The sequence below is a fragment of the Pseudarthrobacter sp. NKDBFgelt genome, assembly GCF_046097905.1.
GTDB lineage: Bacteria > Actinomycetota > Actinomycetes > Actinomycetales > Micrococcaceae > Arthrobacter > Arthrobacter polychromogenes.
Genome location: NZ_JBJURL010000024.1, coordinates 1 through 15,804, shown reverse-complemented (window position 1 = coordinate 15,804; position 15,804 = coordinate 1). Strand labels below are relative to the sequence as shown.

General features: G+C 65.8%; 12 protein-coding genes and 1 tRNA gene. 4 read left to right on the top strand and 9 right to left on the bottom strand.

Annotated elements, in window-relative coordinates; translation table 11 throughout:
• Positions 1 to 50 precede the first annotated feature (50 nt).
• Positions 51 to 4,046, bottom strand: a complete 3,996-nt coding sequence (hrpA, locus tag ACKAE7_RS08580) for an ATP-dependent RNA helicase HrpA (RefSeq protein WP_408978946.1) — start codon at positions 4,044 to 4,046, stop codon at positions 51 to 53.
• A gap of 90 nt (positions 4,047 to 4,136) precedes the next feature.
• Positions 4,137 to 4,304 carry a hypothetical protein gene (locus tag ACKAE7_RS08575; protein WP_188811843.1) on the bottom strand — a complete coding sequence of 56 codons (168 nt, stop codon included), beginning with the start codon at positions 4,302 to 4,304 and terminating at the stop codon, positions 4,137 to 4,139.
• Between the two features lie 81 nt (positions 4,305 to 4,385).
• Here ACKAE7_RS08575 and ACKAE7_RS08570 point away from each other — a divergent pair, with 81 nt between their 5' ends.
• On the top strand, positions 4,386 to 5,354 hold the full coding sequence (locus tag ACKAE7_RS08570) for a GlxA family transcriptional regulator (RefSeq protein ID WP_408978945.1): 969 nt from the start codon (positions 4,386 to 4,388) through the stop codon (positions 5,352 to 5,354).
• A gap of 56 nt (positions 5,355 to 5,410) precedes the next feature.
• Here the strand turns inward: ACKAE7_RS08570 and ACKAE7_RS08565 are convergent, their stop codons facing one another.
• From ACKAE7_RS08565 to ACKAE7_RS08535, 7 genes are all read right to left on the bottom strand, one after another.
• Entirely contained in the window at positions 5,411 to 5,743 is a 333-nt protein-coding gene (locus ACKAE7_RS08565; protein WP_408978944.1) for a protealysin inhibitor emfourin, read from the bottom strand.
• Positions 5,744 to 5,804: 61 nt separating this feature from the next.
• A complete protein-coding gene (locus ACKAE7_RS08560; protein ID WP_408978943.1) occupies positions 5,805 to 6,857 on the bottom strand; it encodes a M4 family metallopeptidase in 1,053 nt (350 codons plus the stop codon).
• 135 nt (positions 6,858 to 6,992) lie between these two features.
• Complete coding sequence (locus ACKAE7_RS08555; protein WP_408978942.1) at positions 6,993 to 7,688, bottom strand: hypothetical protein; 696 nt, start codon at positions 7,686 to 7,688, stop codon at positions 6,993 to 6,995.
• A 369-nt stretch (positions 7,689 to 8,057) separates the two neighbouring features.
• A tRNA-Arg gene (locus ACKAE7_RS08550) sits at positions 8,058 to 8,133 on the bottom strand.
• 114 nt (positions 8,134 to 8,247) lie between these two features.
• Complete coding sequence (locus ACKAE7_RS08545) at positions 8,248 to 9,792, bottom strand: ferredoxin--NADP reductase (RefSeq protein ID WP_408978941.1); 1,545 nt, start codon at positions 9,790 to 9,792, stop codon at positions 8,248 to 8,250.
• Complete coding sequence (locus ACKAE7_RS08540) at positions 9,789 to 10,661, bottom strand: FAD:protein FMN transferase (protein WP_190610099.1); 873 nt, start codon at positions 10,659 to 10,661, stop codon at positions 9,789 to 9,791. Before ACKAE7_RS08540 ends, ACKAE7_RS08545 begins: the two co-directional genes overlap by 4 nt.
• Positions 10,662 to 10,664: 3 nt before the next feature.
• On the bottom strand, positions 10,665 to 11,138 hold the full coding sequence (locus tag ACKAE7_RS08535; RefSeq protein ID WP_190610101.1) for an FMN-binding protein: 474 nt from the start codon (positions 11,136 to 11,138) through the stop codon (positions 10,665 to 10,667).
• Positions 11,139 to 11,317: 179 nt separating this feature from the next.
• Here ACKAE7_RS08535 and argS point away from each other — a divergent pair, with 179 nt between their 5' ends.
• From argS to ACKAE7_RS08520, 3 genes are read left to right on the top strand one after another with little or no spacing between them, the layout of a single operon-like run.
• Entirely contained in the window at positions 11,318 to 12,982 is a 1,665-nt protein-coding gene (gene argS, locus ACKAE7_RS08530; RefSeq protein ID WP_188811857.1) for an arginine--tRNA ligase, read from the top strand.
• A 5-nt stretch (positions 12,983 to 12,987) separates the two neighbouring features.
• Positions 12,988 to 14,457, top strand: coding sequence for a diaminopimelate decarboxylase (gene lysA, locus ACKAE7_RS08525; protein ID WP_188811858.1), 1,470 nt, complete (start codon positions 12,988 to 12,990; stop codon positions 14,455 to 14,457).
• Positions 14,458 to 15,786, top strand: coding sequence for a homoserine dehydrogenase (locus ACKAE7_RS08520; protein ID WP_188727864.1), 1,329 nt, complete (start codon positions 14,458 to 14,460; stop codon positions 15,784 to 15,786).
• The last annotated feature ends 18 nt before the right edge of the window (positions 15,787 to 15,804 follow it).

The following is a 15,804-nucleotide window of genomic DNA, read 5'->3' as shown; positions in this document are numbered from 1 at the left end:
TCCGGCGTGGACCCGGCTGCGGGTCCGCGCCGCGACAGGGGGAGGGACTCCTAGGCCGGGGCCAGCGCCTTGTTGAGCACGGCACGGATGCGCTTCTCGGACACCGAGTACGCTGTTCCGAGCTCGACGGCGAACAGGCTCACCCGGAGTTCTTCGAGCATCCAGCGCACCTGGGTTAATTCAGGTCCGGCCTTGCGTCCCGGAAGCAGTGCAGACACGGCGTCGTCGTAGTCGTCCTCGAGCCGCTGCACCACGGCCATGTTGAGGGCATCCCGCTGGACGTTGCCCGGCAGGCGTTCCAGCCGCTTTTCGATGGCGGAAAGGTACCTGGGGAGCTGGCTGAGCTGTGCATAGCCCGTCCGTGCTACAAAGCCCGGATACACCAGCTGCTCCAGTTGGCTCTTGACGTCATTGAGGGCAGAAATCAGCGCCAGGCTGGTGGTCCCCTTCAGCTGCTTTTCGATCCGCCGGGTGCTGGCAAGGATGCGCTCCACTACGGCCGTCACACTGAACACCGTATCGATCAGTTCTGCCCGGACCACCTCATACAGGCGGTCAAAGGACGCCCGGTCCCACGGCAGTTCCTGGGGCGTGAGCTTGTCGATGGCAGCCAGCGCACAGTCGGCAATCAAGGCCGAGACGGAGCCGTGCGGGTTCTGGCTGAACGTCAGTTTCTCGGTGTTGCTCAAGTGCTCCAGCACGTAGCGGTCCGGTGCAGGGACGCGCAGGGCCAGCAGGCGGATGACGCCCCCGCGCATCGCTTCCGCCTGTTCTGCCGCCGTCTGGAACACCCGGAGCGCCACCGACGTTCCCTGGTCCACAAGCGCCGGGTATCCCGTGACGGTGTGGCCCTTGACTGAGTTGCTCACCTGCCGCTGAAGGGTCCCGAAATTCCATTCCGCCAGGCCGTCCTGCTCCCTGAAACCGGCTGCAACTGCGGTTCCCGGCACCGTGGCCGGCTGCTGTGCCCCGGGGGAACCGCCGTCGAACGCTGTCCCGGACGCCTGCGCCGCTTTCCTGCCGTTGCCGGAGGACTTGCCGCTGCCGGGTGCCGTGGAGGCGGGCGTGGCGCCGAGGGATTCGGCAATGGCCCGCCGGGTGGCCGGAGCCAGCTTCTCCTGCAAGGCTGCGAGGTCCTTGCCCTCATCCAGGACCTTGCCCCTGCTGTCCACCACCTTGAAGGACACGCGCAGGTGGGCCGGGACGGCATCCCAGTTCCACGATCCAGGCGGGACGATATGCCCGCGGATGCGGCGCAGGGCAAGCTCAAGGGACGGCTCCAGGTCATCGGCCGCCGGATCAAAGTCGGCTTCCAGCACTGCCACTGCCTGGCGCGCCACGTCCGGGGCAGGAACGAAGTTCTTCCGGATCTGCTTGGGCAGCGACTTGATCAGGGCTGTCACCAGCTCCACGCGCTGCCCGGGGATCAGCCAGCGGAAGGCTTTGTCGTCCAGCTGGTTGAGGAACAGGACCGGCACTTCGGCGGTAACGCCGTCGGAGGGGTTGGGCGGTGACCCCGGAGCCACGGGGTGGAACTCGTAGCTCAGCGGAAGCTCGAAGCCCTTGTGTACCCAGGTTTTGGGGTAGGCGGAATCATCGAGGCCGTCCGCGTCGTCGCTGAGGAGGAGCGACTTGTCGTAATCCAGGAGGTCGGGGTTCTTCTGCCGCGCCTCCTTCCACCACTTGTCGAAGTGCCGCTCGGACACCACGTCAGGTCCGATCCGCGCATCGTAGAACTCGAACAGCGTCTCGTCATCCACCAGGAGGTCCCGGCGGCGCATCCTGGCCTCCAGCTCCTCAACCTCATGCAGGAGGGCCCGGTTGCGGTGGAAGAACTTGTGGTGGGTTTTCCAGTCGCCTTCCACCAGGGCATGCCGGATGAAGAGTTCCCGGGCGACGACGGGGTCAACCCTGCCGTAGTTGATCCTGCGCTGGGCGATGATGGGCACGCCGTAGAGGGTGACCTTTTCGTAGGCCATCACTGCACCCTGCCGGGTGGACCAGTGGGGTTCGCTGTAGCTGCGCTTCACCAGGTCCGGTGCCACCTGTTCGGCCCACACAGGATCGAACTTCGCAGCCACCCTCGCCCAGAGGCGGCTGGTCTCCACGAGCTCCGCCGCCATCACGAACGTGGGCGACTTCTTGAAGAGGGCCGAGCCGGGGAAGATGGCGAACCGGCTGCCCCGGGCACCTGCATATTCGCGCTTGCGTTCGTCAAGGATGCCGATGTGGCTCAGGAGCCCGGAAAGAAGGCTGATGTGGATGCCCTCGTGGTTGCCTACGGGATCGGCAAGGCGCTTGTTGTCGAGGCTGATGCCCAGGGGCCGGGCGAGTTGCCGCAACTGGGCAAACAGGTCCTGCCACTCCCGGACCCGGAGGTAATTGATGAACTCGGCCCGGCACATCCGGCGGAAGGCCGACGAGGACAGCTCCTGCTGCTTCTCCTGGATGTAGTTCCAGAGGTTAAGGAAGCCTGTGAAGTCCGAGTTCTCGTCCTTGAACCGGTTGTGCTTTTCCGCCGCGAGTTGCTGCTTGTCGGTTGGACGCTCGCGCGGGTCCTGGATGGTGAGGGCAGCTGCCAGGATCATCACTTCGCGGACGCAGCCGCGTTTTCCCGCCTCCACGATCATCCGGCCCAGCCTGGGGTCTACCGGCAGCTGGGCGAGCTGCTGCCCGACGGCGGTGAGCCCGCCGCCGCTTTTCGCCCCGTCCGTGCCGTTCTGCGGCCGGGCGGCAGCGAGGGCGCCGAGTTCGCGGAGCAGCGTGACGCCGTCGTTGATTGCCCGCGTTTCAGGTGGTTCCACGAACGGGAAGTTTTCGACGTCCTTGGGGCCGCGGGCCACTCCCATGGCGGTCATCTGGAGGATGACGGCAGCGAGGTTGGTCCGCAGGATCTCCGGGTCCGTGTAGAGGGGCCGGGACTCGAAGTCTTCCTCCGAGTAGAGGCGGATGGCGATGCCGTCCGAGACGCGGCCGCACCGCCCCGAACGCTGGTTGGCGGACGCCTGCGAGACGCGCTCGATGGGCAGGCGCTGGACCTTGGTGCGGTGCGAGTACCTGGAGATGCGGGCGGTTCCGGTGTCGATCACGTATTTGATGCCAGGCACGGTCAGCGAGGTTTCGGCCACGTTGGTGGCCAGTACGATCCGCCGCTTGTTGCCCGGGTGGAACACCTTGTGTTGTTCCTGCAGGCTCAGGCGGGCGAAGAGCGGAAGGACTTCCGTTCCGGCCAGCCGGCGGTTGGACTGGATGCGGGCCTGCAGCGCGTCGGCCGCATCCCGGATCTCGCGCTCGCCGGAAAAGAAGACCAGGATGTCGCCGGGTGCTTCGGCGGCAAGTTCGTCGACGGCGTCGCAGACGGCGTCGAGCGGGTCGCGGTCTTCCTCGAGTTCGTCGTCGGAACCATTTTCATCATCGGGGCCAGCACCACCGGGCGGCTGCGACAGCGGGCGGTAGCGGATCTCCACGGGGTAGGTCCGCCCGGAGACCTCGACGATGGGGGCGGGTTGGTCGGGGGTGCCGAAATGGTTGGCAAACCGTTGGGGGTCGATGGTGGCGGAGGTGATGATCACCTTGAGGTCCGGCCGCTGCGGCAGGATCCGCTTTAAGTAGCCCAGGATGAAGTCGATGTTCAGGCTGCGCTCGTGGGCCTCATCGATGATGATGGCGTTGTACTTACGGAGCAGCTTGTCCCGCTGGATTTCCGCGAGCAGGATGCCGTCCGTCATCAGCTTGACCTTTGTGGCGCGGCTGACTTCCCCGGTGAAGCGGACCTGGAAGCCCACTTCCTGCCCGATGTCCACGCCCAGTTCCTCGGCGATGCGCTCAGCCACGGTGCGCGCGGCCAGCCGGCGGGGCTGAGTATGGCCTATCAGGCCATTCTCGCCCAGCCCAAGCTCAAGGCACATCTTGGGAATCTGGGTGGTCTTACCGGAGCCGGTCTCGCCGGCAATGATGGTGACCTGGTGTGCTGCGATGGCTGCCATCAGGTCTTCGCGCCGTTCGGAGACCGGCAGCTCAGCGGGATAGGCGATGTGAAGTGTCATGTCTGCTGACAGTCTACTGCGGGAGCCCGGGCATCCCGCTTCGACTGCCTGCAGTTGCGGCCCTTGCTGGCCGGAGGAGGTGCTCCCGGCTTAGAAGACGCGGAGCGTGTAGTTGATGCTGGGAAGGTCCAGGGCGGACCACGCTTCGTGGGATTCCACTGGAGGCGTATGTCCCCTTCCGTCACGCAGAAGCGCTGAAACGGTGGCGGCGAGAACGAGGAGGATCACGATGAGGAGGGCGGTGACGAGGAGTTCCATGCCTCCATGCTTCTCCTGTCAACAGCAGGACAGAAGTGGCAGAAATGCCCAAAAAGCTTAAATTCCTGCCACAATGGAAGCATGCTCAAATCAGTGGCAGTCATCGTGGTTCCCAATTTCTCGATGTTCGAATTCGGTACTGCGTGCGAGGTCTTCGGCATCGACAGATCGGCCCGGGGTAGCGGGGTTCCGGCTTTCGATTTCCGGGTGTGCACCCCCTACCCGGGAAACGTGCCGTTGAAGTCGGGGCTGTCCATGACCGTGGGCCTCGGACTCGAGGCCACAAAGGATGCGGACCTGGTCATCATGGCCCCCTATGGCCGGGACGACGAACTGCCCGAACCGGTTCTGGAGGCGCTCCGCGCTGCGGATGCCAGGGGCGCCTGGGTGATGTCCATCTGCTCCGGAGCGTTTGCCCTGGCCCGGGCCGGCTTGCTCGACGGGCGCCGCTGCACTACCCACTGGCACTATTCGGGCCAGTTGGCCGCCGAACATCCGCTCGTGCAGGTTGACGAAAACGTGCTGTATGTCCAGGACGGCAACATCATCTCCTCCGCCGGTACCGCCGCGGGGATCGATGCCTGCCTCCACCTGGTGCGTGTGGAACTGGGGGCGCACGTGGCTGCCGCGATCGCCAGGGACATGGTGGTTCCTCCGCACCGCGATGGCGGCCAGGCGCAGTTTATCGACCGGCCCATGCCTACCTGCGGTTCAGCCCCCATGGAAAAACTGCTGCGCTGGATGGTGGAAAACCTGGAGCACGAGCACACCGTGAATGAACTGGCGGCACGGGTCCACATGTCGCCGAGGACCTTTGCACGGCGGTTCAGGTCGGAGACTGGAGCCACCCCCGCCGCCTGGCTTAACTCGCAGCGTGTTCTCCGCGCCCAGGAGCTCCTTGAATCCACTGATCTCACCATCGACGAGATCGCCAGGGAGTCAGGCTTCGGGCATCCTGTCCTGTTGCGCCACCACTTCGCCAGGGTCCTGGACACCAGTCCGCAGTCATACCGCCGGGCCTTCCGCGGCCAGCTGGCCGGGGTGGGGTAGCTCCTGCCTGGCACAAGCGGTCCGGACTCCGGCCGCAGCCCGGCTTTCCGGACCACTCAGCCGGGGGATGCCCCGTCCTGCCGCCGCTGGGCGCGCGATGCCTCAGCCGCTTCCCGGGCGCTGTCCACCAGGACCCGCCATGGCCCGGTGACTGCCTGCTCCGGAAGTGCAGCCCGGTGCTGCCCCGCCCGAATGGCATAAATAAACCTGTCCGGCTGCTGCCCGGCGAACTTCTCCGCAGCGGCCCGTGGTGTCCTGGGCACCGAATCCCACGGGCACGCCTCAACAATGGGCTGCCACTGGTTGAGAGCGGTCTCGGAACGGGCTTCCACCGTCCACACCCTTGGTATTGCGGCGATTCCTCCGGTGCGCTCAACGCTGATCTTCATGGCCTGGTCCTTGGGCTTCCCCTACAGCCCGGACGGCCGAAAAGCGCCGGCCGGGCGTCCGTTAAAGCTTGACCTTCACAGTTTCCCACGCCAGCTGTACGGCGTCATGCTCGGGGGACCCGGAACCGAAGAGTTCCAGGGCAGACGCAGCCGTGGCGCGGGCAAAGACCCTGAAGGTGGCGGCAGGCGGAAGCGATCCGCCGGTGAGCGTCTCGTACCAGATGCGCCCGGGGGAGTCCCAGGCGTTGCCGCCAAGAGACTCCGCTACCAGGTAGAAGGCACGGTTGGGGATGCCGGAATTGATGTGGACGCCGCCGTTGTCCGCGCTGGTCCTCACGTAGGTGTCCATTGAGTCCGGCTGGGGGTCCTTGCCCAGCACGTCGTCGTCGTACGCCGTTCCGGGGGCCTTCAGGGAGCGCAGGGCGCGGCCCTCCACATCAGGTGTGAAGATGCCCTCGCCAATAAGCCAGCTGGCCTCAGCAGCGGACTGGTTGTTGACGTACTGTTCCACCAGCGCGCCGAAGACATCGGACATGGATTCGTTGAGGGCACCGGCCTGGTTCCGGTACACGAGCGCAGCTGAAAACTGGGTAACGCCGTGGGCGAGCTCGTGCCCGATGACGCTCAGGGATTTTGTGAACCGTTCAAAGACTTCACCGTCCCCGTCGCCGAAAACCATCTGCTTCCCGTCCCAGAAGGCGTTGTCGTAAAACTGGCCAAAGTGGACCGTGGCGTTCAGGGGCAGCCCCCGTCCGTCGATGGAGTTCCGTCCGAACACGTCGGCGTAGAGCCGGTGCGTGTGGCCAAGCCCGTCATAAGCTTCGTCGGCCGCAGGGTCGCCGACAGGTGCCTCGCCTTCCTTGCGCACCAGCGTGCCAGGGAGAATTTCCGCGCTGTTTGCGTCAAAGACGGTCCGGTGCGGTGGTCCGGGCTTGGCCGGGCGGACGCCTGCCGGAACGTCCGGTACGGGCTGGGCCCGCGCTGAACGAAACGATTCGACATGGCCTAGAGCTTCCCTGGCTGCCCTGGCCGCCGACGAAAACTCCGGCGCACCCTGTTTGGCCAGCCTTCTCAGCATGTATGGCGGGACGATGGAACAGAACGGACCGTGCATGGCGTACCCCCTCAACTTGGTGAATTCAGACTACGAGGAGCCACCGACAATCCTTGGCAGGCTCACGCCGCACCTGGTCTGCGGTACGAATCCAGACAGAATCCAGACTGAATCCGTCCCGTTCCCGGACCGTGGTCAGGACCCTCCGGCCAGCACGTCCACATGGACGTGGTCGAGGTGGCGCAGGATCTCGTTGCGGGGCTCGGGTGCGCGGTACTCCTGCCATAGCCCCCGGGAGCTGTGCACGCTCCAGAAGCGGTCGTCGAAAATGACGTACTGGATGTCCAGCTCGTCGGCATGGGCGACCAGCCAGTGGGCCAGCATCCACCCCGCACGCCGGTTCTCCCCGGTCACCGGGCGGAAGAACACATCGACAGCCCGGCCGTCGTAGTGCGTGGACTCAGCTCCATGTCCCTGGCCGACGCCGCCTGGCGCGAACCCTCCAAGGCTTTGGGTGCCGAACACCTCGGTCATGGCTCCGCGCAGCCGCTCGGCACGGGGTGTCAGGCCGGTGTCACCCAGCTGTTGTTCCACCAGGCCCGAGGCGGCCGAGCCCCGGCAGCTGAGGGAAGGACCGGCGTCCCCGGGTGGGCCGGCGGCCAGCTGCTGCAACACCGCCGCGTCGATGCCGGAGGTGTCCGGTGACTCCACACCGCGGGCCAGGAGTGCGACGGCTGTTGTGGCCCGTTGCGCCTCCTCACGGTTGAGACCTACCTTTCCGTCAGGGGTCTCCACAATGCACTCCGGGTTCCACACCAGCGAACCGCCGGCGCCCCGCCAACCGCTGAGCAGGCCCGGCCCAAGGATTACCAGCGCTGATGCGAACAGCACAAAAACAAGAAACCCCGGGAGCAGTCGAAGCGGCCCGCGCCGGCTTCCTTGAGTTCTGTCGCGGCTCAGCATGGGACCCCACAGGTAGGCCGCAACGGGACATCGGCGTTGGGACTGGCCAGCTCCCGGGGCAGGGCCGGCCCGGGAACTTTCGTGCTGGTCACGGCGTTTCGGCCTACGATGACGCGCCTCTCGTTGGGTGGCAGTGCTCCGGTGATGGGAAAGGGGGTGCACTGCTGAAAGGTTTAATTCACAGCCCTGGCCAATAGTTCCCACGGGAGGAGTCCCGGGCCCGGGGTGCGAGTTGAATGCAGCACCCGCCGAAATGCAGAGAACCACCAGAAATCCGTGATTTCTGGTGGTTCTCGTTGGTGCCCTCGATAGGATTCGAACCTACGACCTTCTGCTCCGGAGGCAGACGCTCTATCCCCTGAGCTACGAGGGCAATCCGGGGTTCCTGCCGTTGCCGGCGGGACGTCCTAGAGCTTAGCAGTAAGGTGGCCCGCAAGTGAAAATCGGCGCGGCCGCACTGCCCCAGGCGCCTCCCAGCGGTGAAAAGTCAGTAGCCGGAGAACGAGTCAACGTGGACTTTTGCCGCCCCGGCCTGTTTGGCGGCCCGCCGCAGTGACGCAACGCTCGCAGGGGATCCCGAGACGTACACCTCCCGGCCGGCGACGTCGGGGACCAGGGCACGGATGGCCTCGCCGTCCACCCGCGTGCCATCCCAGGACGCGCCGGCCAATCCCGACGGCGGCACGGAACCATCCGCCACGCGGACCAGGACGCGGATGCCGGCCGCCCGCAACTCATCCGCATAGGCAACCTCGTCCGCGCTCCTGGCCAGCAGGAGCAGCACTGCATCCCGCTCCCGCAACCCTCCGGAGGACACGTGTGAAAGGTAGGGCGTGACGCCTATCCCGGCGGCAATCAGCAGGACAGGCTTGCGCGGATCGCGGGGGAGGACAAAATCCCCTCCAACCGACGTGGCCGTCACCTCGTCTCCCGGGTTCAGCGACAGGAGGACCTTCTTGGCTGCGGACAGGGGCTCCGCGGTCCGCACCCCAAACTTGACCAGGCGTTCACTGGGCGAACCCGTCAGGCTGAACACCCGGCGTCGTCCCTTTCCGTCCGATTTTGCGTGCGGAAGGTCCAGCTCCATGTATTGCCCAGGCACAAAGCGGACAGGCCGGGACGGCTCGAAACTGAACTCGGTGGTGCTGGGCGTCAAAGGACTGGTTCCGGTGAAACGGAGGAGCACCCTGCCCCGCTGCCCCATCAGGAACGCGATCACATTGCCCAGCAGCAGCGCTGCCTCCGGAGAATTGGCCAGGAAACCGAAGTTGTAGGGGACGGCGAACACCACGCCAACAACAGCAGCCAGTGCCAGCTGCTGCCACCTCCGAGGCGGCAGCGTGAGTGGTTCGGTGAGCATGAAGCCAACAAAAAACAGCAGCGGCCGCTGTGCCAGGGATTGCCACAACGCCATGCCAACGGACATTCCGGCCTGCAGTAGTTCCGCAGTGATGATGGCGGTGGCCACCGCAAGGAACACGGAGGCCATCAGGAACTTCCGGGTTCTGTGCAGGACCAGGAGGACGCCGGGCACCAGCACCCACAGCATGGCAGGGGTGGCTGCCCACCAGGTTGCGATATTGAGCCCGGTGAGCCCGGCCATGAAGGCTCCCGCCGCGGCGGCGTTGAAGATGTGGCGGCCGCGCCAGGCGAGCGCATACTTTGATGCCGACGCCAGCACGCAGGCCAACGCCACACCTGCCACGTCCAGCGGGGCGAACGAGGGCCAGAACAGGAAGTACAGCAGCAGGCCGGTGATGAGCGAGGACTCGGAGTGCGGCCGGACCCGGAACAGTGGCGCCAGCGCCCTGTTCGACGCGTACGTCAGGCCGAGGCACAGCACCAGGTGCGCCAGCATTTCGGGAATACCGAACGTCAGCCACCCAAGGGCATTGAGCACCAGGCTGCACACAGCCAGGACTGCAAGGACAAGGAGGACCAGCCGGTACATGGTGAACCGGCCCAGCGCGGTGTCCAACCGCGCGCCCAAGGAGGCGCCCGGCGGGGCCTTCGGCGTTTCAACAGGGCTCATGTGAACAGTGTCCCTTCAAACTCTGCGGAGTGGGCTGCACTTCCGTCCGAGAAAACGGTCAGCCAGGAGAAGTCGAAGGCCCGCTGGAGCTCGGCGCCGGGGACAAAGAAGAGTGCCGTTGCCAGGGCGTCGGCCAGCATCGTGGTGTCTGCCAGCGCCCACGTTGCCACGGCGGTCCTGACAGGCCGGCCGGTCTTTCCGTCCAGGATGTGGTGCAGGCCGTCCCCCCAGGCGCGCCGGTTGGCCGCGGAGGCGCACAGCGCCCGGCCCGACAGCTGCACCACCCCTATGGCCTGTGTTGGGTTGTACGGATGTTCGAGTGCCACCGGAACGGGATCCGGCCCATGCGCCAGCAGGTCTCCGCTGGCATCAACGATGAACGCGTCCATGCCTCCCGCCTCCAGTTCGGCAGCCACCAGGTCCACCAGCAGCCCTTTGCCGGCAGCGCCGATGTCCAGCACAACGGGAGCCCCGGTGGTGAGGGTGCTGCCTGCCCACTCCAGCACATCGTCCCAGGCCGGCGCCGGCAGCGCGGACCCGGAGGGGCGAAGGGAGTAGCCTGCGTCGTAGCCCAAACGCTCCAGGCTGGGTCCGATGAGCGGCGTCATGGCCCCGCCGCTAACCTCATAAAGAGTCCGGTACAGCTGCCCCAATGCACCAGCCTCCGCCGGAAAGTCATACCTGCCGGGATCCCTGGCCATGGCACTGACGCGGGAATCCGCCCTGAACCGGGACCAGTCGGCGTCGAACCGCTCCACCAGGCCGAGCAGGCGCGCCCGCAGGAGGGGATCGAGGGGCCGGGGCGAGGATATCTCCCAGTGCGTGCCGATCCCCTCAAACGCAAACTCCTCCCAGCCGCCGCCCGGCACGTCCTACCTGGCCTCCGACTTGATCTGCTCCACTGCCTGGTTGAAGCCGCCGCTGGTGAGGGAGGAACCGGCAACCTTGGAAACATTGAGCTCATCAATGTTCCTGCCCACCACCTGCCCGGCGATCCCGCCGGCGAACTCGCCCTGGAACTTGCGGGTGTTCGGGTTGGACGGGTGCTGGGTGATCTGCACGTCCGTGACGGCCCCGGACGCCAGGGTCAGCTCCACACCCACAGTTTCGGTACCGTTCGGCGAGACGTACGTTCCATCCGCGCTGTAGGTGCCGTCCTTGTAGCCGGATCCACTGCCGGCCGGCGTTGATGCGCCGGGCGAGGGACTGCCTCCGGTGGTGCTGCTGCCGGAGGCTGCGGGCGCGGGCGAGGAGTCTCCGGCAGACGGGGCGCAGGCGGCCACCGTTCCGGCCAGGGACAGGCCGGCGATTCCGGCATAGACACTTTTACGGACTGAGGGTCTCATCAGGGCTCTCGTTTCGTCGGTGGGCGGGGCAGGAACTGCTGGGTGGTTACGGTGTTGTCAACGCCAAACCCAGCGTATTGGTTCAACCTGTGACCGCCTTCACCGTTTCCTGTGGACCACCAGGCATCGGAAACGCCTTGAATTACTTGCTGTTACTGGGCCCCCGGTAGGCTAGAGGGGTGACTCCCGAAGAACTCTCCCTCGCCATATCCGCCTGCCTGAAGGAAGCCGTCGCCGCCGGCGACATCGCCCTTCCTGCATCAGCTGTGCCTGACGAGGTGCGCGTGGAGCGTCCAAAGAACAGGGACCACGGAGACTGGGCCACCAATATCGCCCTTCAGCTGGCGAAGCAGGCGGGCACAAACCCACGGGAATTCGCCACGATCCTCAGCGCACGGCTGAAGTCCATCGACGGCGTGTCCGCCGTGGACATCGCCGGGCCGGGGTTCCTGAACATCACTGTGGACGCCGCTGCTGCCGGTGCGCTCGCCAAGGCGATTGTCGAAGCCGGAAAGCAGTACGGCACCAACTCGGCGCTCGCCGGCCACACCGTGAACATGGAGTTCGTTTCCGCCAACCCCACCGGGCCCCTGCACATCGGGCACACCCGCTGGGCAGCCTTGGGGGATGCGATCGCCCGCGTCCTGCGCGCCTCCGGTGCCGAGGTCACCGCCGAGTACTACATCAACGACGCCGGCACGCAGATGAACGTCTTCGCCCACTCCGTCTACAACCGGCTCCACGGGCTTCCCGTGCCCGACGGCGGCTACCCCGGACAGTACATCGCCGACCTTGGCCACGAGGTGCTTACCGAGCACCCGGACATCCGCGAACTGACGGAAGTAGCGGCCCTCCCGGTCATCCGCGCCGCTGCCTACCAGGCGCAGATGAAGGACATCAAGGCCACCCTTGCGGACTTCGGCGTGGAGTTCGACGTCTTCTTCTCCGAGCAGGAACTGCACGACGCCGGCGCCATCGAAAGTGCCGTGGCGCGGCTGCGCGAGCAGGGCCACGTGTTCGACGACGGCGGTGCGGTGTGGCTGCGGACCACGGACTTTGGCGACGACAAGGACCGGGTGATGATCCGCGCCAACGGCGAACCCACCTACTTCGCCGCGGACGCCGCCTACTACCTGTCCAAAAAGGACAGGGGCTTCACCGAGAAGATCTACCTGCTCGGCGCGGACCACCACGGGTACATCAACCGGCTCAAAGCCATTGCGGCCTGCGCCGGCGACGATCCCGAGCTCCACATCGAGGTGCTGATCGGACAGCTCGTGTCCGTCAACGGAGCCAAGTTGTCCAAGCGGGCCGGAAACATCATCGAGCTCAAGGACCTGATCGACTGGCTCGGGAAGGACGCTGTCCGCTACTCCCTGGCCCGGTTCCCTGCGGATTCGCCGTTGACCCTCGATCCGGAGCTGCTGAAGAAGCACAGCAACGAAAACCCGGTGTTCTATGTGCAGTACGCGCACGCCCGCTCCCGCGGCGCCGCCCGGAACGCCGTGGCCGCCGGTGTGGAACGCCAGGTGGACGGCACGGACTCCTTTGACGCTTCCCTGCTGGACCACGCCACGGAGAACGAGCTGCTCTCCTACCTGGGCAGCTACCCCTCGATCGTGGCCAAAGCCGCCGAACTGCGCGAGCCGCACCGGGTGGCCCGGCACCTTGAAGTGATTGCCGGTGCCTACCACCGCTGGTATGACGCCTGCCGTATTGCGCCGATGGGCGACGAAGCGGTGACTGACGTCAACCGCACCCGGCTGTGGCTCAACGACGCCACCAGCCAGGTGCTGGCCAACGGTCTCGATCTGCTGGGTGTCTCCGCCCCGGAACGGATGTGACCCCCATGTCACCGCAGAGCAAAGACTCCCCGCTGGCACCCGAATGGCTTTCGGTTCCTGCCGACCTGAACACCCTGGAGCCCAAGATGTGGGCACAGGACGCAGCCCGGAACGATTCCGGCGAACTCACCGTCGGCGGCATTCCGGTCAGCGAGCTTCAGCAGCAGTACGGGACACCACTGTTCGTCATGAGCGAGGACGATTTCCGCGCCAGGGCACGCGCCTTCAGCGATGCATTCAACAATGCGTTTGCCGATATCTGCGGGGGAGTGGACGTCTACTATGCCGGCAAGTCGTTCCTGTGCACCGCCGTGGTGCGCTGGGTCGAAGAGGAGGGCCTCCGGCTGGATACTGCTTCCGGCGGTGAGCTTGCTGTCGCGGCAAAGGCCGGCATACCCGGCGCAGACGTTGCCTTGCACGGCAACAACAAGTCCGACCTCGAGATCCACCGTGCACTGGACATGAAGCTCGGCAGGATTGTGGTGGACAGCCTCGGCGAGCTGGTCCGGGTGGGCGACATCGCCGAACGCCGGGGGGAACAGGCCAAAGTGATGCTGCGGCTGACGCCCGGCGTACACGCCCACACCCACGAGTTCATCGCCACTGCCCACGAGGACCAGAAGTTCGGCCTTTCCATGGCAGCGGACACCACTGAACAGGCCGGCCTGTCAGCTGCCGAGGAAGCCGTCGCGGCTGCGTCGGCGCATCCGGGCATCGAACTGCTGGGGCTGCACTGCCACATCGGCTCCCAGATCTTCGAACCGGACGGTTTTGCCCTGGCCGCCCAGAAGCTCCTCCGCTTCCTCGCCGCCATGCAGGAAAAGTACTCCATCGTCCTGCCCGAACTGGATCTTGGCGGCGGCTACGGCATTGCCTACACGTCTGTGGACACCCCACGCCCCGCAGCGGAAATTGCGGAGGCGATGGCCGCCGTCGTGCGTTCCACCTGCGCTGAACTGGGCATTGACTCTCCCCGCATCTCCATCGAACCCGGCCGCGCCATCGTGGGCAGCACCACGTTCACCCTCTATGAAGTGGGAACGCTGAAGACCGTACGCGTTGACGCCCCCGCCGAGGCAGGGGCAAGTGACGGCGGCAACAACGTTACGTATCCGCGCCGCTATGTTTCGGTGGACGGCGGCATGAGCGACAACGCCCGCCCGGTGCTGTACGACGCGGATTACTCGGCAATCCTGGCGTCCCGCACTTCCACAGCCGGCCCGCAGCTGTCCCGCGTGGTGGGCAAACATTGCGAGAGCGGCGACATAGTTGTTAGAGATGTATATCTGCCCGAGGACGTGGCAGCCGGTGATCTGCTTGCTGTACCGGGTACCGGCGCCTACTGCTGGGCCCTGTCAAGCAACTACAACTATCTGGCCCGGCCGGGCGTTGTCGCGGTGCGCGACGGATCTGCCCGGCTGATTGTCCGCGGGGAAACCGAAGAAGATCTGCTCAACCGCGACATGGGAGTCTGAATGACCGAATTGCGAACCCTGAAAGTGGCCCTGCTGGGCTGTGGCAACGTTGGGGCCCAGGTTGCGCGGATTCTCATTGAGGACGCCGACACCCTTGCCGCCCGCGCGGGCGCGAAGCTGCAGCTGAGCGGCATCGCCGTGCGCAACGTCCACGCCCAGCGCGACGTGGACCTTCCCCAGGAGCTCTTCACCACCGACGCCGACACCCTGGTGAAGGACGCGGACCTGGTGATCGAGCTGATGGGCGGCATCGAGCCTGCCCGCACGCTGATCCTCTCTGCACTCCGCAACGGTGCCTGCGTTGTCACGGGCAACAAGGCGCTCGTGGCGCAGGACGGCCCCACCCTGCACGAGGAGGCTGACAAGGCGGGCGTCCAGCTTTCCTATGAGGCCGCCGTTGCCGGCGCCATTCCTATCCTGCGGCCCATCCGCGACAGCCTTGCCGGCGACCGCATCACGCGCGTCCTGGGCATCGTCAACGGCACCACCAACTTCATCCTTGACCAGATGGACACCACCGGAGCGCAGTTCGCCGATGCCCTCGCCGAAGCGCAGCGACTTGGCTACGCAGAGGCGGACCCCACTGCCGACGTCGAAGGCCACGATGCTGCCGCAAAGGCCGCCATCCTTGCCTCGCTGTCCTTCCACACCCGGTTTGCCCTGGAAAACGTCCACTGCGAAGGAATCACCTCGGTGACCGCGGCGGACATCGCCGCGGCCAAGGACGCCGGCTTTGTCATCAAGCTACTGGCGATTGCGGAAAAGCTTAATGTTGCAGACACAGAAACAGGCGGCGGCGAGGGCGTCTCCGTGCGCGTGCACCCCACGCTGCTTCCGCGCGAGCACCCGCTGGCCGCCGTCCACGGCGCCTTCAACGCAGTGTTCATCGAAGCCGAGAACGCCGGCGAACTGATGTTCTACGGACAGGGAGCCGGTGGTACCCCCACGGCGTCCGCTGTCCTGGGCGACCTTGTCTCGGCCGCGCGCAGCCTGGTCCTGGGCGGCCCGGGCCGGACGGAAACCACCACCGGCCAGGTTTCGGCGCTGCCGATCGACGCGGCCGTCACCAGCTACTACATCGGGCTCGACGTCGCCGACCAGCCCGGCGTCCTGGCCAGGATTGCCCAGCTCTTCGCCGAGCATGGCGTGTCCATCGAGATCATGCGGCAGACCATCCACCGCGACGCGGAGTCCAACGTGGAATCCGCCGAGCTGCGGATCGTCACCCACCGTGCGTCAGAGGCTGCCCTTGCGGCCACCGTCGAGGCCGTGAAGGGCCTGGACGTCATCAATTCAGTTACATCCGTTCTGCGGGTAGAAGGAGTCTAAGTGGCTCACCAATGGCGC

Coding starts and splice junctions, on each gene's coding strand:
- ACKAE7_RS08560 (WP_408978943.1), bottom strand. CDS start 6,857: ATGCACGGTCCGTTCTGTTCCATCGTCCCGCCATACATGCTGAGAAGG.
- lysA (WP_188811858.1), top strand. CDS start 12,988: ATGTCACCGCAGAGCAAAGACTCCCCGCTGGCACCCGAATGGCTTTCG.
- ACKAE7_RS08545 (WP_408978941.1), bottom strand. CDS start 9,792: ATGAGCCCTGTTGAAACGCCGAAGGCCCCGCCGGGCGCCTCCTTGGGC.
- ACKAE7_RS08575 (WP_188811843.1), bottom strand. CDS start 4,304: ATGGAACTCCTCGTCACCGCCCTCCTCATCGTGATCCTCCTCGTTCTC.
- ACKAE7_RS08570 (WP_408978945.1), top strand. CDS start 4,386: ATGCTCAAATCAGTGGCAGTCATCGTGGTTCCCAATTTCTCGATGTTC.
- ACKAE7_RS08565 (WP_408978944.1), bottom strand. CDS start 5,743: ATGAAGATCAGCGTTGAGCGCACCGGAGGAATCGCCGCAATACCAAGG.
- ACKAE7_RS08520 (WP_188727864.1), top strand. CDS start 14,458: ATGACCGAATTGCGAACCCTGAAAGTGGCCCTGCTGGGCTGTGGCAAC.
- ACKAE7_RS08535 (WP_190610101.1), bottom strand. CDS start 11,138: ATGAGACCCTCAGTCCGTAAAAGTGTCTATGCCGGAATCGCCGGCCTG.
- hrpA (WP_408978946.1), bottom strand. CDS start 4,046: ATGACACTTCACATCGCCTATCCCGCTGAGCTGCCGGTCTCCGAACGG.